The organism is Stenotrophomonas maltophilia, from assembly GCF_025642255.1.
In the GTDB taxonomy this organism is placed as follows: Bacteria; Pseudomonadota; Gammaproteobacteria; order Xanthomonadales; family Xanthomonadaceae; genus Stenotrophomonas; species Stenotrophomonas maltophilia_P.
In genome coordinates this window covers 3324945-3345620 of the sequence record NZ_CP106759.1, presented here as the reverse complement: position 1 = coordinate 3345620, position 20676 = coordinate 3324945, and the positions used below count along the sequence as shown (strand labels likewise).

The 20676-nt window shown below is 68.0% G+C and carries 24 protein-coding genes and 1 other RNA gene; 6 read left to right on the top strand and 19 right to left on the bottom strand.

Annotated elements, in window-relative coordinates; genetic code table 11:
* Nucleotides 1-37 precede the first annotated feature (37 nt).
* Entirely contained in the window at nt 38-910 is an 873-nt protein-coding gene (locus N8888_RS15315) for an ion transporter (RefSeq protein WP_053519846.1), read from the bottom strand.
* 63 nt (nt 911-973) lie between these two features.
* Here N8888_RS15315 and N8888_RS15310 point away from each other — a divergent pair, with 63 nt between their 5' ends.
* The gene (locus N8888_RS15310) at nt 974-2200 is read left to right on the top strand and encodes an acetylornithine transaminase (RefSeq protein ID WP_111186790.1); all 1227 of its coding nucleotides are present in this window, start codon (nt 974-976) and stop codon (nt 2198-2200) included.
* A gap of 110 nt (nt 2201-2310) precedes the next feature.
* On the opposite strand, the gene N8888_RS15305 is transcribed toward N8888_RS15310, so the two are convergent.
* Entirely contained in the window at nt 2311-2913 is a 603-nt protein-coding gene (locus N8888_RS15305) for an HAD-IA family hydrolase (RefSeq protein WP_111186789.1), read from the bottom strand.
* Between the two features lie 123 nt (nt 2914-3036).
* Between N8888_RS15305 and azu the strand changes: the two genes are divergently transcribed.
* Entirely contained in the window at nt 3037-3486 is a 450-nt protein-coding gene (azu, locus tag N8888_RS15300; RefSeq protein WP_050509801.1) for an azurin, read from the top strand.
* A gap of 159 nt (nt 3487-3645) precedes the next feature.
* Here azu and hemL read toward each other — a convergent pair whose 3' ends face one another.
* Both hemL and thiE read right to left on the bottom strand, forming a co-directional pair.
* On the bottom strand, nt 3646-4935 hold the full coding sequence (hemL, locus tag N8888_RS15295; RefSeq protein ID WP_065175080.1) for a glutamate-1-semialdehyde 2,1-aminomutase: 1290 nt from the start codon (nt 4933-4935) through the stop codon (nt 3646-3648).
* A 15-nt stretch (nt 4936-4950) separates the two neighbouring features.
* Nucleotides 4951-5577, bottom strand: coding sequence for a thiamine phosphate synthase (gene thiE / locus N8888_RS15290; protein ID WP_111186788.1), 627 nt, complete (start codon nt 5575-5577; stop codon nt 4951-4953).
* Between the two features lie 34 nt (nt 5578-5611).
* Here thiE and N8888_RS15285 point away from each other — a divergent pair, with 34 nt between their 5' ends.
* Nucleotides 5612-5836 carry a rubredoxin gene (locus N8888_RS15285; protein WP_053519835.1) on the top strand — a complete coding sequence of 75 codons (225 nt, stop codon included), beginning with the start codon at nt 5612-5614 and terminating at the stop codon, nt 5834-5836.
* A 39-nt stretch (nt 5837-5875) separates the two neighbouring features.
* Here N8888_RS15285 and N8888_RS15280 read toward each other — a convergent pair whose 3' ends face one another.
* The 8 genes from N8888_RS15280 to N8888_RS15245 form a co-directional block, all read right to left on the bottom strand.
* Nucleotides 5876-6721 carry a SirB1 family protein gene (locus tag N8888_RS15280; protein ID WP_053519834.1) on the bottom strand — a complete coding sequence of 282 codons (846 nt, stop codon included), beginning with the start codon at nt 6719-6721 and terminating at the stop codon, nt 5876-5878.
* A 133-nt stretch (nt 6722-6854) separates the two neighbouring features.
* A complete protein-coding gene (locus tag N8888_RS15275; protein ID WP_053519833.1) occupies nt 6855-7301 on the bottom strand; it encodes a DUF192 domain-containing protein in 447 nt (148 codons plus the stop codon).
* 23 nt (nt 7302-7324) lie between these two features.
* Nucleotides 7325-7972 (bottom strand): ribose-5-phosphate isomerase RpiA, encoded by a 648-nt coding sequence (rpiA, locus tag N8888_RS15270; protein ID WP_065175077.1) that lies wholly within the window; start codon nt 7970-7972, stop codon nt 7325-7327.
* A 22-nt stretch (nt 7973-7994) separates the two neighbouring features.
* Nucleotides 7995-8474 (bottom strand): EVE domain-containing protein, encoded by a 480-nt coding sequence (locus N8888_RS15265; RefSeq protein ID WP_193396846.1) that lies wholly within the window; start codon nt 8472-8474, stop codon nt 7995-7997.
* On the bottom strand, nt 8471-9064 hold the full coding sequence (locus N8888_RS15260; RefSeq protein ID WP_053519830.1) for a 5-formyltetrahydrofolate cyclo-ligase: 594 nt from the start codon (nt 9062-9064) through the stop codon (nt 8471-8473). Before N8888_RS15260 ends, N8888_RS15265 begins: the two co-directional genes overlap by 4 nt.
* 83 nt (nt 9065-9147) lie before the next feature.
* Nucleotides 9148-9333: non-coding RNA, 6S RNA (gene ssrS / locus N8888_RS15255), on the bottom strand.
* A 98-nt stretch (nt 9334-9431) separates the two neighbouring features.
* Nucleotides 9432-9728, bottom strand: coding sequence for a cell division protein ZapA (locus N8888_RS15250; RefSeq protein ID WP_053519829.1), 297 nt, complete (start codon nt 9726-9728; stop codon nt 9432-9434).
* Complete coding sequence (locus N8888_RS15245) at nt 9725-9946, bottom strand: TIGR02449 family protein (RefSeq protein WP_005410898.1); 222 nt, start codon at nt 9944-9946, stop codon at nt 9725-9727. Before N8888_RS15245 ends, N8888_RS15250 begins: the two co-directional genes overlap by 4 nt.
* Nucleotides 9947-10099: 153 nt before the next feature.
* On the opposite strand from N8888_RS15245, the gene N8888_RS15240 reads away from it, so the two are divergent.
* A complete protein-coding gene (locus tag N8888_RS15240) occupies nt 10100-10648 on the top strand; it encodes a UPF0149 family protein (protein WP_053519828.1) in 549 nt (182 codons plus the stop codon).
* Between the two features lie 5 nt (nt 10649-10653).
* Nucleotides 10654-11976 (top strand): aminopeptidase P N-terminal domain-containing protein, encoded by a 1323-nt coding sequence (locus N8888_RS15235; protein ID WP_111186809.1) that lies wholly within the window; start codon nt 10654-10656, stop codon nt 11974-11976.
* 450 nt (nt 11977-12426) lie between these two features.
* Here the strand turns inward: N8888_RS15235 and pepQ are convergent, their stop codons facing one another.
* The 7 genes from pepQ to rph form a co-directional block, all read right to left on the bottom strand.
* Nucleotides 12427-13758, bottom strand: coding sequence for a Xaa-Pro dipeptidase (gene pepQ / locus N8888_RS15230; RefSeq protein ID WP_065181689.1), 1332 nt, complete (start codon nt 13756-13758; stop codon nt 12427-12429).
* 75 nt (nt 13759-13833) lie between these two features.
* Nucleotides 13834-14208, bottom strand: coding sequence for a PilZ domain-containing protein (locus N8888_RS15225; protein ID WP_065175725.1), 375 nt, complete (start codon nt 14206-14208; stop codon nt 13834-13836).
* Entirely contained in the window at nt 14205-16475 is a 2271-nt protein-coding gene (locus tag N8888_RS15220; protein WP_263175624.1) for a DUF1631 family protein, read from the bottom strand. Before N8888_RS15220 ends, N8888_RS15225 begins: the two co-directional genes overlap by 4 nt.
* Before the next feature lie 220 nt (nt 16476-16695).
* The gene (hemW, locus tag N8888_RS15215) at nt 16696-17922 is read right to left on the bottom strand and encodes a radical SAM family heme chaperone HemW (RefSeq protein WP_111186808.1); all 1227 of its coding nucleotides are present in this window, start codon (nt 17920-17922) and stop codon (nt 16696-16698) included.
* Between the two features lie 56 nt (nt 17923-17978).
* On the bottom strand, nt 17979-18575 hold the full coding sequence (gene rdgB / locus N8888_RS15210; RefSeq protein WP_005410891.1) for an RdgB/HAM1 family non-canonical purine NTP pyrophosphatase: 597 nt from the start codon (nt 18573-18575) through the stop codon (nt 17979-17981).
* Nucleotides 18572-18961: a VOC family protein gene (locus tag N8888_RS15205; RefSeq protein ID WP_074899697.1), complete on the bottom strand. Its 390-nt coding sequence runs from the start codon at nt 18959-18961 to the stop codon at nt 18572-18574. The genes rdgB and N8888_RS15205 overlap by 4 nt, the downstream gene beginning before the upstream one ends.
* Entirely contained in the window at nt 18958-19683 is a 726-nt protein-coding gene (gene rph, locus N8888_RS15200; protein WP_197572420.1) for a ribonuclease PH, read from the bottom strand. Before rph ends, N8888_RS15205 begins: the two co-directional genes overlap by 4 nt.
* Before the next feature lie 123 nt (nt 19684-19806).
* Between rph and N8888_RS15195 the strand changes: the two genes are divergently transcribed.
* The gene (locus tag N8888_RS15195) at nt 19807-20667 is read left to right on the top strand and encodes a YicC/YloC family endoribonuclease (RefSeq protein WP_053519464.1); all 861 of its coding nucleotides are present in this window, start codon (nt 19807-19809) and stop codon (nt 20665-20667) included.
* The last annotated feature ends 9 nt before the right edge of the window (nt 20668-20676 follow it).

Sequence of the window (20676 nt, the reverse complement as noted above, 5' to 3'; positions counted from 1 at the left end):
CGGCGGCAGGCCGCTCACCGCCCCGCGCAGGTACGGGTCAGCGGTTGAAGGCTTCCGGCAGCGCGTTGCCGCAGGCCCGGCAGTGGCGTGCATCCGGTTCGTGGCCTTCCAGCCCGCAGTGCGGGCAACCCCGGGCATCGCGGCGTGCCGCCAGCTCGGCCTCGCGCATGGTGCTGGCCAGTTCAGCGGTGTAGATGCCGGTGGGCACGGCAATGATGCTGTAGCCGATCAGGATCAGCACGGATGTGACGAAGCGGCCGAGCACGGTCTGCGGCACGATGTCGCCGAAGCCGACCGTGGCCATGGTCACCACCGCCCAGTACATGCTGGCAGGAATGTTGCTGAAGCCGTTCTCCGGTCCTTCGATCACGTACATCAGCGCGCCGGCGATGATGGTGATGGTGATCACCGTGAACAGGAACACCAGGATCTTCCGCCGGCTGCGCCACAGTGACTGCATCAGCACGCCGCTTTCCTCGATGTAGCGGGTCAGCTTGAGGATGCGGAACACGCGCAGAATGCGCAGTGCGCGCACCACCAGCAGGCTCTGCGCGCCGGGGATGAACATGGACAGGTACGCGGGCAGGATCGACAGCAGGTCGATGATGCCCCACACGCTCACGGCATAGCGCAGCGGGCGCTTGACCACCGCCAGCCGCAGCAGGTACTCGGCGGTGAAGATGAGGGTGAAGCCCCACTCGAGCACGTACAGGCTGGTGGACCACTCGGCGTGCAGGTGCTGCACGCTGTCGATCATCACCACCAGGATGCTGGCGATGATGGTCACCACCAGCAGCAGGTCGAAATTGCGCGAGGGCCGGGTATCGTGCCGGTAGATGATGTCGAACCACTGGCGGCGCCAGCCGGTTTCGGTGGCGGGGTTCAGCTGGGGGGCGGAGAACGGTCGCATGGGCGCATTGTGCCGCAGGGGTTCCGGCGCGAGAATGGGCATTCCTGAATCCTGCCGACTGCCATGACCTCCGCGACCGACCCGCTGATCTCCCTTTCGCACTACTACCTGCCGGTCTACAAGCCTCGCCAGGTGGTGCTGGAGCGTGGCCAGGGCGCCCGCGTGTGGGACAGCCAGGGCCGTGAGTTCATCGATCTGGCGGCCGGCATCGCCGTGTGCGGCCTGGGCCACAACGACCCGGATCTGGTGGCGGCACTGGTCGAGCAGGCCGGCAAGCTCTGGCACACCAGCAATGTGTTCTACAGCGCACCGCCGCTGCACCTGGCGGAAGAGCTGGTGAAGGCCAGCCGCTTCGCCGAGCGCGTGTTCCTGTGCAATTCCGGCGCCGAAGCCAATGAAGTGGCGATCAAGATGGTGCGCAAGTGGGCCTCCAGCCAGGGGCGGCCGGCTGACAAGCGGGTGATCATCACGTTCCGCGGCAGCTTCCACGGCCGCACCCTGGGCGCGGTGACCGCCACCGCCCAGCCGAAGTACCAGGAAGGCTATGAGCCGCTGCCCGGTGGCTTCCGCTACATCGACTTCAACGACGAAGTGCAGCTGGAAACGGCGATGGCCGCGGGCGACGTGGCGGCGGTGATGCTGGAGCCGGTGCAGGGCGAGGGTGGCGTGATGCCGGCCAAGTCCGGTTTCCTCAAGCGCGTGCGCGAGCTGTGCGACCAGCACGGCGCGCTGCTGGTGCTGGATGAGATCCAGGCGGGCATGGGCCGTACCGGCACGCTGTTCGCGCACTGGCAGGATGACGTGGTGCCGGACATGGTCACCCTGGCCAAGGCGCTGGGAGGCGGCTTCCCGATCGGCGCGATGCTGGCCGGCCCGAAGGTCGCCGAGACCATGCAGTTCGGTGCGCACGGCACCACCTTCGGTGGCAATCCGCTGGCTGCTGCCGTCGCCCGCGTAGCGCTGCGCAAACTGTCCTCGCCTGAGATCGCCGCCAATGTCAGCCGCCAGTCGAAGGCGCTGCGCGATGGTTTCGCCCGCATCAGCGAGGAATTCGGCGTGTTCAGTGGCGTACGCGGTCGCGGCCTGATGCTGGGCGCGGTCCTGGCCAAGGACTTCGCCGGGCAGGCCGGTGCCATCCTCGATCACGCGGCCGAACACGGCCTGCTGACCCTGCAGGCCGGTCCGGACGTGCTGCGCTTCGTGCCGTCGTTGAACATCACCGACGAAGAAGTGGCCGAAGGCCTGAAGCGCCTGCGTGCCGCTGTTGCGGCGTTCGTCGCCGCACGCTGAAGCCTTGGCGCTGACCCCGTTGCCGCGGAATCGCTGTAGAGCCGAGCCCATGCTCGGCTCATCTCCACGTCAGGCAACAGCAGCCGAGCATGGGCTCGGCTCTACCGCGGTCACGTGATCCGGTAGCGCTTCAACACCTTGCCCAGCCCACGGCCATCGTGCACCGTTTCCCCGTGCAGCCCAGCGGCGCGTGCGCCGCGCACGTTGGCGAACAGGTCATCGACGAACAGCGTGTGCGCAGGCGCTGCATCAAGCATCTCCAGCGTGCGCAGGAACACCTCCGGCGCCGGTTTGCGCAGGCCGAAATCGGCGCTGCAGAACACGCGACCCAGCAGGGCAGGGAACAGCTCCGGCAGCAGGGAAGGCAACGCCTGCTTCATCAGCGCGCCGTTGTTGGTCAGCACCGCCATCGGCAGCTGCAGGGCCTGCAGCCGTTGCAGGACTGCGCGCTGCGGATGGCTCGCGGCTTGCCGCGCTGCCGTCCAGGTGTCCACGTCGATGGTCCTGTGCAGAAGCTCTCCCAATCGCGCCAGATAGGCAGGGCCGCCCAGCGAGCCATTGTCATGCGCGGCTTCCAGCCCGCTGTCGTACAACGCGGTCTGCACGGCCTGCGTCGGAACCCCCAGCGCCTTCGCCAGATGCAGCACGCGTTGCGCGCGCTGGTAATGCACCAGCACGCCGTCTACATCCAGCAGCAACAGGTCGATCCGCATCGGCCGAGCATGCCATTGCGGCAAGTGTGCGGGAAACCCTGGAGCGGGCATGCGACAGACGGTCGCAGACGCGGCCACGGGGGGCTGCCTAGAATGGCGCTTGAATCCGCAGGAGAGGCAACGATGAAGGCTTGGATGGTGGCAGTGGGACTGGGCGCGCTGATGCTGGCGCCGTCGGCGATGGCGCGTGTGTGTGCGGTGAGCATCGACAGCACCGACCAGATGAGCTTCAGCAGCCGCGAGATCAAGGTCGCCGCCGACTGCACCGCCGTGGATCTGACGCTGCGCCACACCGGCAAGTTGGCCGCCACTGCCATGGGCCACAACTGGGTGCTGACCCGCAGTGCCGATTACCAGCCGGTGGCGATGGCGGGCATGCGCATGACCCTGGCCGACAGCTACCTGCCGAAGGCCGACAAGCGCGTGTTGGCGCACACCAAGGTGATCGGCGGCGGCGAGACCACGCGCGTGCGCTTCTCTACCCAGGGCCTGCAGAAGGGCGGTGACTACACCTTCTTCTGCTCGTTCCCCGGCCACTTCGCGATGATGAAGGGCACGTTCGTCTTTGGTTGATGCCGTTTGCAGCGTCGCACCATGCTCGACTGCTCTTTTCCGCGCTGCGTACGATGAGCCGGGCATGGCTCGGCTCTACACGTTGCAGTAGATCCACGCCAGGCGTGGATACGGTGCAAGGCAGTGCCAACCAAGGTTGGCACCTGCCATGGGCAGGGCTCAGCCCTTGGCGGCCTTGAACGCCACGCGTGCAGCGGCCAGCGTCGCTTCGATCACCGCATCGTCGTGCGCACTGGACAGGAAGCCGGCCTCGTACGCCGACGGTGCCAGGAACACGCCCTGGTCCAGCATGGCGTGGAAGAAGCGGTTGAACGCCGGAATGTCACAGGCGGTGGCCTGCGCATAGGTCTCCACCTTCTCGCTGGTGAAGAACAGCCCGAACATCGCCCCGACCCGGGTCGTGGTCACGGCCACTCCGGCGTCTGCGGCCGCAGCTTCCAGGCCCTCGCACAGGCGTGCGGTGCGCTCGGCCAGGTCGGCGTGGAAGCCGGGTTGCTGGACCAGTTCCAGCATTGCCAGGCCGGCCGCCATCGCCACTGGATTGCCGCTGAGCGTGCCGGCCTGGTAGATCGGGCCGGCGGGGGCGATCTGCTGCATCAGGTCGCGGCGACCGCCATAGGCGCCCACCGGCATGCCGCCGCCGATGATCTTGCCGAAGGTGGTCAGGTCCGGCGTGATCCCGTAATGCGCCTGCGCGCCGCCGAGCGCCACGCGGAAGCCGGTCATCACTTCATCGAAGATCAGCAGTGCGCCGTGTTGCGTGCACAGCTCGCGCAGGTGCTGCAGGTAGCCGTCGCGCGGCGGGATGCAGTTGGCGTTGCCCACCACCGGTTCGATGATCAGGCCGGCGATCTCGCTGCCCTGTGCCTCGAACAGCGCGGTGGCGGCTTCGAAGTCGTTGTAGGGCAGGGTCAGGGTGAGTTCGCTCAGGCCTGCTGGAACGCCCGGCGAGGTGGGCACGCCAAGGGTCAGCATGCCGCTGCCGGCCTTCACCAGGAACGAGTCGCCATGGCCGTGGTAACACCCTTCGAACTTGACGATGCGGTTGCGACCGGTGGCACCGCGGGCCAGGCGGATCGCCGACAGGGTCGCTTCGGTGCCGGAGTTGACCATCCGCACCATCTCGCAGGACGGCACCAGGCGGGTGATGGTCTCGGCCATGGTCACTTCGGCGGCGCACGGCGCACCGAACGAGAGGCCCTGTTCGACGGCCTTCTTCACCGCCTGGCGTACGGCCGGATGATTGTGGCCGACGATCATCGGACCCCAGGAACCGACATAGTCGATGTAGCGGTTGCCGTCCACGTCGTACAGGTAGGCGCCATCGGCGCGCTCGACGAAGAAGGGCTCGCCGCCGACCGACTTGAACGCGCGGACCGGCGAATTGACGCCGCCCGGCAGCAAGTGCTGGGCACGGGAGAACAGGGCGTGGGACTGGTCGTGGTTCATCGGGTTTCCTGGGTGTTACCGGAACTGGGCGAGGTAGGCGCGCTGGGTGGCGACCGGGTCCGCTGCGGCGTAGATGCCGCTGACCACGGCCACCAGGTCGGCGCCGGCCTCGATGAGGGGACCGACATTGTCCGGCGTCAGGCCGCCGATCGCCACCCGCGGTACGCCCAGTGCGGCGCTCTGCCGCAGCAGATCGATGTGGGCACGGCTGGTGGTGATCTTGGTGGTGGTCGGAAAGAAGGCGCCGAAGGCCACATAGCTGGCGCCAGCGGCTGCGGCGGCCTCGGCGTTGGCCAGCTGGTCGTAGCAGGAGGCGCCGATGATGGCGTCGGCACCGAGCAGGGCGCGCGCGCTGGCGATGTCGCCGTCGGTACCGCCCAGATGCACGCCGGCTGCGCCCACGGCCCGGGCCAGTACCGGGTCATCATTGACGATCAGCGGCACGCCGTGCTCTGCGCACAGCGCCTGCAGTGCGGTGGCCTGTTCCAGCCGCAGCGCGTCGCTGGCGGTCTTGTTGCGGTACTGCAGCCAGGTGGCGCCGGCGGCCAGCAAGGGCGCGGTGCGGGCCAGCAGGCGTGCGGTGTCGGGCTCATCCGGGGTGATGAGGTAGACGCCACGGGGCGCCGGGGAAGCAGAGGTCATCGATGGCTACCGGTGAGTGGACCGCGATGGGACAATGGCGGCCCGTGAATTCAACCCCGATTATCCGATGAGCGACGCCACCCCCACCACCCTGCGTACCTGGATGTGCGTGGTCTGCGGCTTCCTTTACCACGAGGCCGACGGTCTGCCGGAAGAGGGCATTGCGCCGGGCACGCGCTGGGAAGACATTCCGGACACCTGGACCTGCCCTGACTGCGGCGTCACCAAGGCCGATTTCGAGATGGTCGAGGTCGATTGACGGACGTGGGGCGGGCCGCAGGTCCGCGCACCGACCGCCTCAATGCAGCCGTGGCATCGGCCCGCCCAGATCGATCAGCTTCTCGCGCAGCCACTGCGCGTCGCTGGCCTCGGGATTGCGCTTGAGGTACTGCCCCAGATCGTGCCGGGCTCCCGTCAGGTACTCCAGCTGCAGGTAGGCCAGGCCCCGGTCGCGCAGGGCGTCGTCCTGCTCCGGCGCCAGCTTCAGCAGGCGGTCGGCACTGCGCGCGGCACGGTCCCATTCACCGGCCTCGGCATACACGCCGTGCAGGTTGCGCAGCATCCGCATCAGGATCGCGCGGGACGGTGCCGGATCGAGAATCTGCGCCAGCACCTGGTCGTCGGGCATCTGCCCGCCCAGATGTGACTTTGCGCGCTCCCGCAGTTCGTCCACATCCAGCGGCCGACCGCCGTTGAACGGGTCCATCACCAGGACACCGTCATCCACCGGCAGGCGCACCAGGAAGTGGCCGGGGAAGGACACGCCGTCCAGCGGAATGCCCAGCCGCCGCGCGACCTCCATCTGTACCAGCGCCAGCGAGATCGGATTGCCGAGCCTGCGCTCGAATACCTGGTTGAGATAACTGTTGCGCGGATCGTAATACTCGTCGTGGTCGCCGCTGTAGCCCAGTTCGTCGAACAGGTGGCGATTGATCGCGGCCATTTTCAGCGGACTGCGCTCGATGCTGTCCACTTCGGCGCGAAGGTGGTCGACATGGCTCTGGATCAGCGCGTCGTAGGTGGACGGCTGCAGATCCGGATATTCATCGCGCGCGATCAGCAGCGCGGTCGGCAACAACGGCAGCGCCTCGTCTTCGAGGTCGGCCAGTGCATCCCAGTCGGGGAGTGTGATCCGGTCCGGCATGGTCACAGACTGGCGGCAATCGCAGACGGATTCAAGCGGTGTGGCGTGAAAAATCCAGGGGTCAGATCCCGTCCGCGTGCGAAAGGGATCCGACCCCGACCGGGGTGCCGGCCGGCCGCCGGGCCGCGTGGGCCTACTTCTCGATGCCCGGGCCGAAGGTCAGTTCGGTACCGTCCTTCAGCTTGAGCTTCTCGGCCTGGCCGGCGTTGAGTTCCAGCACGTACCGGGCCGGGCCGCCGCTGGGATAGGGCGGACACATGTCGCCGGCCGAGCAGGGCGGCACGTCGCGCTGCTGGCTCACCAGCCGGCGCTGGCTGTCGAAGTACAGGATGTCCAGCGCGATCTTGGTGTTCTTCATCCAGTACGCCTGCATTTCCTCGCGGTCATGGATGAACAGCATGCCGTGGTCAACGGGCATCTGGTCGCGGAACATCAGCCCGCGTGCGCGGGTCTCATCATTGGTTGCCAGCTCCACGTGGTAGCGGGCGCCGTCCAGTTCGACCCAGTGACGGGCCGCATCGGTGGCACAGCCGGCCAGGGCCAGCAAGGGAAGCATCAGCAGCGAACGCAGCAGCGACATCGTCAGGATCCTTCGCGTGAGGGTCAGAGCACGACCGGCGGTTCGCCGCCGATGATCACCACGTCGGCACGGCGACGGGCAAACAGGCCGACGCAGACCACGCCCGGCAGCTGGTTGAGTTCGCGCTCGAGCTTTTCCGGATCGGTGATCTGCAGGTTGTGGATGTCCAGGATCTGGTTGCCGTTGTCGGTGACCACGCCCTCGCGCCAGGTCGGCTGGCCCCCGGTCATGTCGCGGATCTGCCGGGCCACCAGGCTGCGTGCCATCGGAATCACTTCCACCGGCAGCGGGAACCTGCCCAGCACCGGGACCTGCTTGCTCGGGTCGACGATGCAGACGAAGCGCTCGCTGGCCTCGGCAATGATCTTCTCGCGGGTCAGTGCAGCGCCACCGCCCTTGATCAGGCACTTGCCGGGATCGCACTCGTCGGCGCCGTCGACGTACAGCGACAGGTTGCCGGTGTGGTTCAGCTCGATCACCTCGATCCCGTGCTGCTTCAGGCGCGCGGTGCTCTGTTCCGAGCTGGACACCGCACCCTTGATGCGATGCTGGATGCGCGCCAGCGCATCGATGAAATAGGCGACGGTGGAACCGGTGCCGACACCGACGATCATGCCGTCTTCGACGTACTCGATGGCTTTCTCGGCGGCCAGGCGCTTGGCTTCGGACATGGGAGCAACTCTCAGCAGGGAATCAGGATTTCTTTTCCAGCGACAGCAGCAGCTTCCACTGCGCGGCGGTCACCGGGAACACCGACAGGCGGTTGCCCTTGGCAACCAGCGGGAAGCCCTCGCCGAGCGCTTCGGCGTGCAGCTTGATCTCGTCCAGCGCGATCACCTGCCTGAGCTTGCGGTCGAAGGCCACGTCCACCAGCATCCAGCGCGGGTTCTCGCGCGTGCTTTTCGGGTCGTGGTAGTCGGATTTCGGGTCGAACTGGGTATCGTCCGGGTAGGCCGGGCTGGCGACCGTGGCCAGGCCGACGATGCCGGGGACCTTGGTATTGGAGTGGTAGAACAGGATGCCGTCGCCGACCTGCATGCCATCGCGCATGAAGTTGCGCGCCTGGTAGTTGCGCACCCCGTTCCAGGGCTCGACCTTGACCTTGGCCAGGTCATCGATGGAGAAGGCGTCCGGTTCGGACTTCATCAGCCAGTAGCGCTTGCGGGCGGTCATGCGTTCACGGGGGCAGCGGAGGGGAACAGGGTGCCGGCTTCGGTGCAGATCGCATCCACCGGCACGTCCCACGACGCCACCGGCAAGGACTCGACCTGCTGCACCGCGAAGGCAGCACCGACCAGCCAGGGCGGCGCCGGCCGGTCGTGGCGGAAGGCGAAGCTGCGATCATACCAGCCGCCCCCCATGCCCAGCCGCCGGCACTGTGTGTCGAAACCCACCAGCGGGGTCACTACCAGCGCCATCTGCGCCGGTTCCAGCGTGTCTTCCACGGCCACGTCCGGTTCCGGAATGCCGTAGCGGTTGCCGGTCAGGGGCTGACCGGGCCGCCAGGGCGCGAAGCGCAGCGTGTCGCCGGCCAGCACCGGCAGGCAGTAGGTGAGTCCATCGGGCAGCTGCAGCTGCCAGCGATGCAGCGCGATCTCACCGTCCAGCGCCCAATAGCCGGCAACGTGGCCGTGAAGCGGCGCAAACGGCAACGCCAGCAGCCCATCGGCAAGGGCATCGGCGGCGGCGATGCGCTCGCTGGCGGAAAGGTCACGGCGGCGTTGCCGCAGGTCGTGGCGCAGGGCCTGGCGCGGGTCGGTCATGGCAGAGTGCGGCAAGGAACAGCCGTCATTGTGCCGGAAAGAACAAGGGCGACGCCCGAAGACGCCGCCCTTGCTGGAATATTGCATTCTCCGCAATGTCGATGCATGCGAAACGACCTTGAACCCGGGGGCTCAAGTGGGAACGCTGGAGAACCATCGGGCTTCCCGCTACAAGGCGGACCTGCACTCCCGGCGCTGTCGCGCTCCCGGTGTCGTTCTTAAGGGACAAGGCGAATGTTTGCACATGCCGTCGAGTACCGCAGAGAACGCAGGGCCATTATAGCGGCCGGTCCTGATCTGGATAGGCCGTTCGTCGGCAACAGTCCGTGCCAATTCAGAAATGAGAAGACGCGTGTCGCGCGATCTGTCAGGGATTGCCGTCGATGGCGCGGTCCAGCCGCCGGTTCAGGTCGGCCAGCGTCTGCTGCAGGGCCACGGCCTGGCGGGCGTTCTCGTCACGCAACAGCTGCAGTTCATGGGCCAGATTCAGTGCCGCCAGGACCGCGATGCGGTCGACCGCCGCCATGCGGTTGCTGCCACGGATCTCGCGCATCCGTGCGTCGAGCAGGCGCGCGGCCGCCATCAGGCTGTCGCGTTCATCGGCACCCACGCCGACGGTGTACTCGCGGTCGAGGATGCGGACGCTGACCGGTTCGGCGCTCATGTGTGCTGCTCCAGGGATTTGAGCCGGCTGATCATCGCTTCCACCCGCGAGCGCGCCTGTTCGTTCTTGGCCAGCAGCGTCGAGCGCTCGGCCACCAGTTGTTCCTGCTGGTGGCGCAGGCTGCGGTTCTCTTCGGCCAGGCGCTGGTTGCGTTCAAGCAACGCTTCCACGCGGGCGGCGAAGTCCTGCAGCTGGGCAAGGGGATCGGCGGGTTCCATGCAGGCACGATAGGCAAGCCGGGTCTGGGCGGTCAAGCGCTGTCGCAGCAGGCCCCGATGGCCACGGGGAGGTCGCTATCGGGTTGCTACACTACAGGGCTCACGGGCGCGCGCGTGCGCGCTCGGGGTTTCCTTCTCCGAACGAGCCGCACGATGACCGAACTTCCCTCCGTCGACGACGTTTCCCGCGCCAGCCAGGACCTGGGCCTGGGCGCCACCGCTGCCGAGCTGCATGGCGGCCTGTGCGGCTGGCTGGCCGCCGGTGGAGCTCCCGGCAACGACTGGCCGGCGCGTGTGCTGGCCGACGACAGCCTGCCGCCGGTGGCGGCCGACAGCGCCCTCGGGCAGTTGTTGCAGGCCACCATCAAGCAGCTGGAGGACCGCGATTTCGCGTTCGAGCTGCTGCTGAGCGACAGCGAGGACGTGGCTGCGCAGGCCGACGCCATGTTCAGCTGGACCCGCGCCTTCCTGGGTGGATTCGGACTGGGCAGTGGCGGCCGTCGTCCGGCCCTGTCCGAAGAGGGCGAAGAGGCGCTGACCGACATGGCCAGCCTGGCGCGTGCTTCCAGCGAGGATTTCGAGGCGGGTGGCGAGGACGACGATGAGGCGCTGTCGGAGATCGAGGAATTCATCCGCGTGGCGGTGCTGCTGCTGCACGGCGATGTGGTGCTGGCCGCGCGCCACCGGCAGCGCCTGAACTGATGGACATCAAGCAGCGCACCGGCATCGCGGCCGGCGAGTACAAGCGTCGTCGCCGGCAGCTGATGGACATGGCCGGCGAAGACGCCATCCTGGTGCTGCCCGCCGCGTCCGAGAAGGTGCGCAGCCTGGATACCCATTACCCGTACCGGCAGGATTCGGACTTCCAGTACCTGAGCGGCTTTCCGGAGCCGGAAGCCGTGCTGGTGCTGATTCCCGGGCGTCGTCACGGCGAGGCGATCCTGTTCTGCCGCGAACGCGATGCCGAGCGCGAGGCCTGGGACGGCAGCCGCGCCGGCCAGGAAGGCGCCGTGGCGCAGTTCGGCATGGACGATGCCTATCCGATCGACGATCTGGACGACATCCTTCCGGGCCTGCTGGAGGGACGCTCGCGCGTCTACTACCACTTCGGCCGTGACGCGGACTTCGACCTGAAGCTGATCGGCTGGGTCAACCGTGTCCGCTCCCAGGTGCGCCACGGTGCGCAGCCGCCGCACGAGTTCCTGGAGCTGGGCCACCTGCTGCATGAGCAGCGCCTGTTCAAGTCCGGCGCGGAGGTGGCGCTGATGCAGCACGCCGCGCAGATCAGCGTGCGTGCGCACCTGGCAGCGATGAAGGCGGCGAAGGCGGGCATCCATGAGTACGAGCTGCAGGCCGAACTGGAGCGCGTGTTCCGCGCCAGCGATGCGGTGCCGGCGTACTGCAGCATCGTCGGCGCCGGCCGCAACGGGTGCATCCTGCACTATCGCGACAACAACGGGCGTGCGCGCGACGGCGAGCTGGTGCTGATCGATGCGGGTGCCGAGTACCGTGGCTACGCCAGCGACATCACCCGCACCTTCCCGGTGAACGGGCGCTTCAGCGCCGAGCAGCGCGCGCTGCATGATCTGGTCGGCCAGGCCCAGGCGGCGGCGCTGGCCCAGGCCCGGCCCGGCGTACCCTACGAAGCCGGCCACCTGGCGGCGGTGCAGACGCTGACCGAAGGCCTGCTGCGGCTCGGCCTGCTGAAGGGCACGCTGGAGAAGAATCTTTCCGAAGGCCTGTACCAGCGTTTCTACCGGCACAAGACCGGCCACTGGATCGGGCTGGATGTGCACGACGTGGGCGACTACCGCCTGGCCGGGGACTCGCGGCTGCTGGAGCCGGGCATGGCGTTCACCATCGAGCCGGGCCTGTACATCGGCGTGGACGATACGACGGTGGAGCCGCGCTGGCGTGGCATCGGCATCCGCACCGAGGACGATGTGCTGATCACCGACGATGGCCATCGCGTGCTGACCGAAGGGCTGGCGCGGAGTGCGGACGAGATCGAAGCGGTGATGGCGGGTTGAGGGTTGCCGGCAGGGCTTGCAGCCCTGCACCCGCAGACGCAACAGCTGGAGCAACAGCAACAGCGGGCTATCCGTGGGATGGCGGGGCACTGTGGGTTTGCGGGGACGCCGTGAACCCGTCCATGGGGGCCTGGTCGCGGCATCCATGCCGCTCACACCCCGCAAACCCACAGTGCCCCGCCTTCGACAGTTGTCCGGTAGCTGTTGGTAGGTGTCGACCTTGGTCGACACGGAGCGAGCGCAGCGAGCGACCCGCTTCTGCTTTTCTTTTTTCTTTTCCGTGGTTGGACGCGGCAGGAAACTGTCAAAGGTGGGGTGGGTAGGCCATGCAGGGGCGTTGGCGCCATGGATGGCGCCATCGAGCTTACAGGGACGTACTTGCAGCGTCCCCTGCATGGCCTACCCGCCCCGCCAAGCGCTGCTTTGATTCAGCATCCAACCACGAGGGGCTCAACCGTTGGCTGCTGCAAACTCCGGCCGCGTCAGGTTGTCCGCTTCGCCGTCGGTGCACAGCACTTCGTCCTCGATGCGGATGCCGCCATACGGACGGAAGAAGTCCACGCGCTCCCAGTTGATCGCATCGCCATGGCCGGCGTCCTTGACCTCGTTCAACAGCATGTCGATGAAGTACAGGCCCGGCTCGATGGTCACCACCATCCCCGGTTCCAGCACGCGGGTCAGACGCAGGTAGGGATGACCCGCCGGACGTTCGATCCGGCCGCCTTCGTCGCTGGCGGCGAATCCGGCCACGTCATGCACCTGCAGGCCGATCAGATGGCCGATGCCGTGCGGGAAGAATGCGGCGCTGACGCCGGTTTCCAGCGCGGTCTGCGGCGATACCCTGATGACGCCGAAGTCCTTCAGAACGCCCATCAGCGACAGATGCGCGTCCACGTGCAGCGTCCTGTAATCAACGCCCGGGCGCACCGCCGCGCACATCTGCTGCTGGGCGGCATCGACGGCAGCGATCATCGCAGCGAATTCGTCGTGGCCGTGCGCCGCGTAGGTACGGGTGATGTCGCTGGCGTAGCCGTGCGCGCTGGCGCCGGCATCGATGAGGAAGCTGCGCAGCGGCTGCGGTGCCTTGCGGCCCAGTTCGGTGTAGTGCAGAACGGCGGCGTGCTCGTTCAACGCCACGATGTTGCCGTAGGGCAGTTCATTGGCGTCCTGGCCCACCGCCTGGCAGTACGCCATGTGGATGCTGAATTCGTCGGCACCGTTGCGGAACGCGGCTTCGGCGGCGCGATGGCCGCGCACGCCCAGCACCTGCGCTTGGCGCATCAGGGCGATCTCGTAGGGCGTCTTGCTGCCACGGTGCCATTCCAGGTAATTCACCACCGCCGGAGGATTGTTCGGCACGTGGCTGCCCAGGGCGCTCTGCGGCTCACCCAGGATCGCGCAGCGCGACGGATCGGCCGGCAGCAACGCCAGCGCTTCGTCCGGCGTGCGGATGATGTGGATGTCGAAGTGCTCCACCCACCAGCCGCTCGGCGCGTCCGGCACTACGTGCCAGTAATCGAACGGCTGATGGAAGATCACCACCGGCCGCTTGCCGGGCGTAAACACGATCCAGCTGTTGGGCACGCGCGTCAGCGGCAACCATGCCTTGAACTGCGGATTCACCGCATAGGGATAGTCGCGATCATCAAACACCTGGTAGTGCAGGGTGCCGCTGGGCACGACGAGGTGATCAAAGCCGCCGCGCGCCAGCGCCTGCTCGGCGCGTCGGCACAGCACGGCCAGGTGATCGGGATACAGGGCGCCGGGGTCTTGCTGGATCATTGCGGTGGCTCGACACGGAAAACGGCCCTAGATTCTGCCGCATACCGGCGGAAACCGCTGTGCCGGAACCGGCAGTCAGTCCGTCGAAAGCGGTCCTTCGTCGCTGTCTTCGCCTACCCACTGCCGCAGCAGCTGGCGGTGTTCGCGTGACAGGGTGAGGAACCGGAAGCCCACCCAGCTCTGTCCCGGGGCGTGCGCCGGCTCGCTCCACAACAGGTGCACGCCCACGTCGATGGCTGCCTGCTGGCCATCGCCCAGCGGCAGCGGGAAGCGGAACTGATACAGCGCGTCGTCGCGCAGCGCAGTGCTGGCCAGCATCAGCATGCCGGTTTCGGACACATTGCCAAGGCGACCGACCACGCAGTCGCGCATCTGGTCGGTCACCGGCACCAGGTCCGACACCTGGCGTCGGGGGGCGCGGCGGGTGTCCTGCGGCGGCGTCATGCTCATGCGGGGGTGTCCTGCGGGTTGCGGCCGGCAAGCGCACGCAGGGCGCCCAGGCTGGCCTTCCAGGCGCGGTCGACCAGCCGGCCCTTGTCTTCGGTGACCAGATGCGCACGCCCAGCGCTGATCTGCCGCGCCAGGCTGTCGAGGTCGGTTTCGGCAATCTTCTGCCCGCGCGGATTGACGAACAGCACATGGCCGGTCAGCAGGCTGTACCAGGACAGGCGCTGGCGGCGAAGCGTGCCGTCGCCGTTGTCGATGTCGAACCAGCTGCCGAAGGGCAGGGAGCACAGCTGCTCGTAGGCGGCCTCCTCCGCACCGCTGCGTGGCGCGGCAGGGGCGGACGCACTGCGGCTGTCGGTGTGCTCGCCCAGCCGGGCGCGGGCCTTCAGCCGCGCGCTGAGTTCGGTACGCGACGTGCTGTCGTCCTCGCCCCCGGGCGTGGCCAGGCGACGGGCCACCGCTGAGGCTTCCTCGGCGTGATAGCCCACCTGCAGCAGCGCGGCCTCCACATCGGCGGCCAAGGCGCCATCGGTGCCATCGACGCCGTTGGCGGCGGTTGCAGTAACGGCCGCGATGCGCTCGGTCTGCTGCAGCCGCTCCTGCCACTGGGGCGAGTCCTCGCCATGGCGCAGCCGGGTCAGGGTCAGCGCGTCGGACCAGGCCTGGCGCAGCAGGGTCTGGACGAAGCGCGGCGGCTGCTGCGTGCTGCAGCACTGCTCGATCTGGGCGCTGGCCTGGCGCCTGGCGAGTTCCAACCGCTCTCTGCCGCGCGCGGCTTCGACGTGGCGGCGTTCGGCCAGTTCGGCGCGATGGGCGGCCGCGCGCTGGTGCTGCTGCACCTCTTCGTTGGCAGCAGCGAAGGCTTCCGGCGTGCGTGCATCCTCGCCGAGCAGGCTCTGCACGCTCTGTGCCATGCGCTGCAGAAACTGCGGATCGACGTCGTCGTCCCCCAGCCAGCGGGCACCGGCTTCGGCGATATGGTTGAGCAGCTCGCGCGCAGGATGCTCGTCGCGTACGAAGAAGCCCGGATCGGCCATCGCTGCACGTGCCAACGGTACCTGCAGGCGCGCCAGCAGGGCGGCGGGCACCGGGTCCGGGCGCTGCTGCTGCTGGATCTGCTGCATCAACAGGCGCAGCAGGTCCAGGTTGTCGCGATCATGGCTGCCGATCTGCGCATGCGGGCCATGCTCGCTGCGCAGCTGCGCGACCACGGCGGCCTGCAGGTCGACCACACCGGTAGCGGCGCTGGCCTGGTTTTGCAGCCTTGCCAATACCGCATCGACGGCAGCAGTCGGTACCGCAGGCGCGTCTGCCGCCGGCGTGGCGCGCGCGCGCTGCAGCAGGTCGTGCAGCAGGGTGCCGGTGGCGGTGGTCAGCCCGGGGGTCGCTGCAGCGGATGCGGAACCGGACTGGAAGGCATCCTGCATCAGGGTCGACCAGGAGCCGGCAGGCAGGTTCTCGCCCCAGCCGGTCATGGGGGCCGCCGCGCGCCTGGCTGGCTGCGTGGCACGGCCGCCAGCGACGGACTGGGTGATGATCCGTCGCGTACTCGACGAGCGGGCCAGATACGGGGTGTAGACCAGGCCCGGCAGCACGCCCTGCTGGGCGAGCAGGGCATTGGCCCGATCAAGCAGGTCGCCCAGGCGTTCCAGCACCTGGCGCTCGAAACTGCGATACAGCGCCAGCTGCACCTCTGCCCCGAGGCCATCCTGTTCGGCGACCCTGCGCACCATCGCGCACAGCGCCTGCGGTGCCAGCGGAAGGGTATCGGCTTCGAACGCAGGCGCCGCAGCCAGCACGCCCAGGCGCTGGCCGAGCAGGTTCAGGGCGTTGGCCGAGCGCTGCGTCTCGCGCCGGACCATTTCGGTGAGCAGCAGGTCGCGGTCGACCTCGTGCTCGTCGACCAGCGACAGGCCGATCGTGCCCGGCAGTGCGGGCGGTGGTGCTGCTGCCGTGAAGGCGGTCGGTTCGCGCAGCCGCGCCAGTGCCTCGGCCACCGCATCGAGCATGCGCTCGCTGAAGTGGCCGGCGAAGGCATGCAGTTGGCTACGCTGCGCCATCAGTTCAGCCTGCTGCTGCGGACTGCGCGCGCGGTCGGCATCGTGCAACAGGAGTTGTTCCAGCGCTTCGACGGTCAGGATCAGCGGCGCGGTCAGTGCCTGCCGGCACAGGCCGGTCAACGCCCCCAGCAGTTCACGTACCCGCGGTGGCAGGTCGGTGCTGGCCAGGCGGGCAGCGTCGGTGGCGGAGAGGGAGAAGACAGCTGACATCGGCGTGCGGTACCCGGATTCCCGCGGAGCGATCCTGTGAATCTACCGTGTCGGCCGAGGCCGGCGCTACTTTAGGGTGAATGCACACGCTGCACGCCGGGCATGGCCCGGCGCTACCGCATGCTGGCCGCTGGGTGGCGCCGGGCCATGCCCGGCGGATGCGACGGCATGCTGGCCGGTGGGTAGCGCCGGGCCATGCCCGGCGGATGCGACGGGGCGCTCATTCGTCCAGGAACAGGCTCACCACATCATTGGTGAAACGGCGGCCCAGTTCGGTCGGGCGGACCTGGCCATCGGCCGTCTCCAGCCAGCCGCGCTGCACGGCCTCGGCCAGCGGTGCGTCGAGCACGCTGCGCGGCAGGCCGGTGCGCGATTCAAAATCACGCAGGCTGAAGCCCTCGTGCAGGCGCAGCAGGTTGAGCATGTACTCGAACGGAAGCCGCGCGGGCGTGATCACGTCATCGCCACCGAACGACGCCGGGGTGCCAGCGCTGTCCAGGTAGGCCTGCGGATGCTTGAGCTTCCAGCGCCGCAGCACGTGCTCTTCGGCGCCGGAACTGATCTTGCCGTGTGCACCGGCGCCGATGCCCAGGTAATCGCCGAAGCGCCAGTAGTTCAGATTGTGCGCGCTCTGCCGGCCGGGGCGCGCGTAGGCGCTGACCTCGTACTGGCCGAAGCCGGCCTGCGCCAGCAGCGCCTGGCAGTGTTCCTGCATGTCCCAGGCGTTGTCTTCATCGGGAATGCCCTGCGGCGGGCGCGCGAAGAACACCGTGTTCGGTTCCAGGGTCAGCTGGTAGTGCGAGATGTGCGCCGGCTGCAGTGCAAAGGCGCGCTCGAGGTCCGATTCGGCACCGGCCAGCGTCTGCTCGGGCAGTGCGTACATCAGGTCGATGTTGAAGTTGTCGTACCCCGCATCCTGGGCCATCTTCACCGCACGCTCGGCTTCGCCACTGTCGTGGATGCGGCCCAGCCGCTTCAGCGCGGCGTCGTCGAAGCTCTGGATGCCGAAGCTCAGGCGGTTCACGCCGGCCGCGCGGTAGCGGTCGAAGCGGCCATGCTCGGCGGTGCCGGGATTGGTTTCCAGCGTGATCTCGGCGTTCGGCGCGAAGCGCAGGCGGGCGCTGGCCTGCTGCAGGAAGCGATCGATCGCCTCCGGCGGGAACAGGCTGGGCGTGCCACCACCGAAGAACACGCTGTGCACCACCCGGCCCCAGACCAGCGGCAGGTCCTGGTCCAGGTCGCGCAGCAGAGCATCGATGTAGGCCTCGAACGGCAGCTCGCCCTTGGCCTGGTGCGAGTTGAAATCGCAGTACGGGCATTTGCGCACGCACCACGGCAGGTGCACGTACAACGACAGTGGCGGTGGCACCAGTCGCGGTGGGCTGTCGTGGTCAGCGGAGCAGGCTTCGCCGGGCAGGTGGTTGCAGTGGTCGTGGGCGTGCGGCATGGGCTTCATCGGTAGTGCCGGCCGTTGGCCGGCTTCCCTGGCTCGATCGGATGGCTTCAGTACAGCGTCGCCAGCTGCTGCTTGAGCTGCTGCAGGGCAATGGCACGGTGGCTGATGGCGTTCTTCAGGGCTGGCTCCATTTCCGCGGCGGTCAGGCCGTGGGTGGTGTCCAGGAATACCGGGTTGTAGCCAAAACCGTTCGTGCCACGCAGTTCGCGGATGATCTGCCCTTCCCAGCGGCCCTCGCAGATCAGCGGCTGCGGGTCGGTGGCGTGGCGCAGGAGCACGATCACCGCATAGAAGCGGGCGCTGCGCTGGCCATCGGGGATGTCGGCCATCGCGTCCAGCAGCTTGGCGTTGTTGGCGGCGGCATTGGTCGGGTGGCCGGCATAGCGCGCGCTGTACAGGCCGGGTGCGCCGCCGAGCGCATCGACGATCAGCCCCGAATCATCGGCCAGCGCCGGCAGGCCGGTCGCTTCGCAGGCCGCGCGCGCCTTCAGCAGCGCGTTCTCGACAAAGGTCAGGCCGGTCTCTTCGACGTCGCCCAGGCCCAGTTCGGCGGCCGAGGTGATCTGCAGCGGCAGGTCGGCAAGGATCTCCTGCATCTCCACCAGCTTGCCGGCGTTGTGGCTGGCCAGTACCAGTTTCTTCATTGACGGGGCTCCAGCAGGTCCCAGGTGTTGCCATACAGATCGCGGAACACCGCGACCGTTGCATAGGGCTCTTCGCGCGGCGATTCCAGGAACTCCACCCCGGCGGCCAGCATCGCCGCATGGTCGCGGTGGAAGTCGTCGGTGTTGAGGAAGAACGCAACGCGCCCACCGGTCTGGTTGCCGATGCGGCTGCGCTGTTCCTCGTCACTGGCGCGCGCCAGCAGCAGGGCGGCGGCGCTGCCGTCGGTCGGTCCGACCACGACCCATCGCTTGTGGCCCTGGTCGATGTCCTCCAGCAGTGCGAAGCCGAGCTTGCCGGTGTACCAGGCGATGGCCTCGTCATAGTCGGCCACCACCAGGGTGGTCAGGGCAAGGCGCCGGTTCATGCCGACAGCGCCGCCTGCTGTGCGGCCAGCAGTTCGTTCACGCCCTTATCGGCCAGTCCCAGCAGCGCGTCCAGTTCATCGCGGCGGAAGGCATGGCCTTCGGCAGTGCCCTGCAGCTCGATGAAGCCACCGCCATCGTTCATCACCACGTTCATGTCGGTGTCGCAGTCGCTGTCTTCGGCATAGTCCAGGTCCAGCACCGGAGTGCCGCGGTAAACGCCCACCGACACCGCTGCCACCGCACCCAGGATCGGGTTGCGCTTGATCTCGCCGCGCTTGATGAGCACGTTCACGGCGTCGACCAGGGCCACGTAGGCGCCGGTGATGGCCGCGGTGCGGGTGCCGCCGTCGGCCTGCAGCACGTCGCAGTCCAGGGTGATGGTGCGTTCGCCGAGGGCATTGCGGTCCACGCAGGCGCGCAGGCTGCGGCCGATCAGGCGCTGGATCTCCAGCGTGCGGCCGCCCTGCTTGCCACGCGCCGCTTCACGGTCGCTGCGGGTGTGGGTGGCGCGCGGCAGCATGCCGTACTCGGCGGTCACCCAGCCTTCGCCCTTGCCGCGCAGGAAGCCCGGAACCCGGTTCTCGACGCTGGCCGTGCACAGCACGCGGGTTTCACCGAAGCACACCAGTACCGAGCCTTCGGCGTGGCGGGTGAAGCCGCGTTGGATGACGACCGGACGGAGCTGGTCGGGCTGGCGGCCACTGGGGCGGGAATCGGACATGATGCGGGTTCCGTAAGGGCGGGGAGTACGCCGCCATGCCCGCGACCTTCACGGGGCGGGCAGGGGGGCTCTGGTGAGGGCGCTAGGGTACCATTCCCCCTTTGCACGCACCGGACACATTCCATGATTCGAAGCATGACCGCCTACGCGGGTGGCGAGCGGGTCACCCCGTGGGGCACGCTGGGCTGCGAGCTGCGCTCGGTCAACCACCGCTTCCTGGAGGTCGGCACCCGCCTGCCTGAAGAGCTGCGGGCATTGGAGCCGCAGCTGCGCGAGCGCATCGCCGCGCGCCTGAGCCGCGGCAAGCTGGATCTGGTGCTGCGACTGCGTGCGCCGGACGCGGCGGGGAATCTGCAGGTCGATGAGGCCCTGCTGGGCCAGCTCGGGCATCTGGCCCACCGCCTGACGTCGGATTTTCCCAACCTGCAGGTGAGCTTCACCGATCTGCTGCAGCTGCCGGGCGTGACCCGGGGCGAGGCCACCGATGCGGCGGCCCTGCAGGTCGAGGCGCTGGCCTTGCTGGATCAGGTGCTGGACGGATTCGTCGAAGCCCGCGAGCGCGAGGGCGGCAAGCTCGCCGCGGCCATTGCCGAGCGCGTGGATGGCATCGAGCGCATCGCGGGTGACGTCCGCACGCTGATTCCCGCCATCCGTGATGGCCAGCGTGCCAAGCTGGCTGCGCGCCTGGCCGATCTGCCGCATCCGGTCGATCCCGGCCGCGCCGAGCAGGAGCTGGTGCTGTGGCTGCAGAAGCTGGATGTGGATGAGGAGCTGGACCGCCTGTCGAGCCACATCGTCGAGATCCGCCGCGTGCTCACGCAGCGCGAGCCGGTCGGCCGCCGCCTGGACTTCCTGCTGCAGGAGTTCAATCGTGAAGCCAACACGCTGGGCTCGAAGTCGGTGGACAGCCGCACGTCCAATGCCGCAGTCGAGCTGAAGGTGCTGATCGACCAGATCCGCGAGCAGGTGCAGAACATCGAGTGATGCTGCGGG

Bases quoted from the DNA above. Each gene is read 5' to 3' on its own strand.
- azu (WP_050509801.1), top strand. From the start codon at position 3,037: ATGAAGGCTTGGATGGTGGCAGTGGGACTGGGCGCGCTGATGCTGGCG.
- N8888_RS15315 (WP_053519846.1), bottom strand. From the start codon at position 910: ATGCGACCGTTCTCCGCCCCCCAGCTGAACCCCGCCACCGAAACCGGC.
- N8888_RS15195 (WP_053519464.1), top strand. From the start codon at position 19,807: ATGATTCGAAGCATGACCGCCTACGCGGGTGGCGAGCGGGTCACCCCG.
- N8888_RS15285 (WP_053519835.1), top strand. From the start codon at position 5,612: ATGGCGGCCCGTGAATTCAACCCCGATTATCCGATGAGCGACGCCACC.
- N8888_RS15245 (WP_005410898.1), bottom strand. From the start codon at position 9,946: ATGGAACCCGCCGATCCCCTTGCCCAGCTGCAGGACTTCGCCGCCCGC.
- rdgB (WP_005410891.1), bottom strand. From the start codon at position 18,575: ATGAAGAAACTGGTACTGGCCAGCCACAACGCCGGCAAGCTGGTGGAG.
- N8888_RS15275 (WP_053519833.1), bottom strand. From the start codon at position 7,301: ATGTCGCTGCTGCGTTCGCTGCTGATGCTTCCCTTGCTGGCCCTGGCC.
- N8888_RS15260 (WP_053519830.1), bottom strand. From the start codon at position 9,064: ATGACCGACCCGCGCCAGGCCCTGCGCCACGACCTGCGGCAACGCCGC.
- rph (WP_197572420.1), bottom strand. From the start codon at position 19,683: ATGTCCGATTCCCGCCCCAGTGGCCGCCAGCCCGACCAGCTCCGTCCG.
- N8888_RS15265 (WP_193396846.1), bottom strand. From the start codon at position 8,474: ATGACCGCCCGCAAGCGCTACTGGCTGATGAAGTCCGAACCGGACGCC.
- N8888_RS15220 (WP_263175624.1), bottom strand. From the start codon at position 16,475: ATGTCAGCTGTCTTCTCCCTCTCCGCCACCGACGCTGCCCGCCTGGCC.
- N8888_RS15250 (WP_053519829.1), bottom strand. From the start codon at position 9,728: ATGAGCGCCGAACCGGTCAGCGTCCGCATCCTCGACCGCGAGTACACC.
- N8888_RS15240 (WP_053519828.1), top strand. From the start codon at position 10,100: ATGACCGAACTTCCCTCCGTCGACGACGTTTCCCGCGCCAGCCAGGAC.
- N8888_RS15310 (WP_111186790.1), top strand. From the start codon at position 974: ATGACCTCCGCGACCGACCCGCTGATCTCCCTTTCGCACTACTACCTG.
- pepQ (WP_065181689.1), bottom strand. From the start codon at position 13,758: ATGATCCAGCAAGACCCCGGCGCCCTGTATCCCGATCACCTGGCCGTG.
- hemL (WP_065175080.1), bottom strand. From the start codon at position 4,935: ATGAACCACGACCAGTCCCACGCCCTGTTCTCCCGTGCCCAGCACTTG.
- N8888_RS15305 (WP_111186789.1), bottom strand. From the start codon at position 2,913: ATGCGGATCGACCTGTTGCTGCTGGATGTAGACGGCGTGCTGGTGCAT.
- hemW (WP_111186808.1), bottom strand. From the start codon at position 17,922: ATGCCGCACGCCCACGACCACTGCAACCACCTGCCCGGCGAAGCCTGC.
- N8888_RS15205 (WP_074899697.1), bottom strand. From the start codon at position 18,961: ATGAACCGGCGCCTTGCCCTGACCACCCTGGTGGTGGCCGACTATGAC.
- thiE (WP_111186788.1), bottom strand. From the start codon at position 5,577: ATGACCTCTGCTTCCCCGGCGCCCCGTGGCGTCTACCTCATCACCCCG.
- N8888_RS15280 (WP_053519834.1), bottom strand. From the start codon at position 6,721: ATGCCGGACCGGATCACACTCCCCGACTGGGATGCACTGGCCGACCTC.
- N8888_RS15225 (WP_065175725.1), bottom strand. From the start codon at position 14,208: ATGAGCATGACGCCGCCGCAGGACACCCGCCGCGCCCCCCGACGCCAG.
- rpiA (WP_065175077.1), bottom strand. From the start codon at position 7,972: ATGTCCGAAGCCAAGCGCCTGGCCGCCGAGAAAGCCATCGAGTACGTC.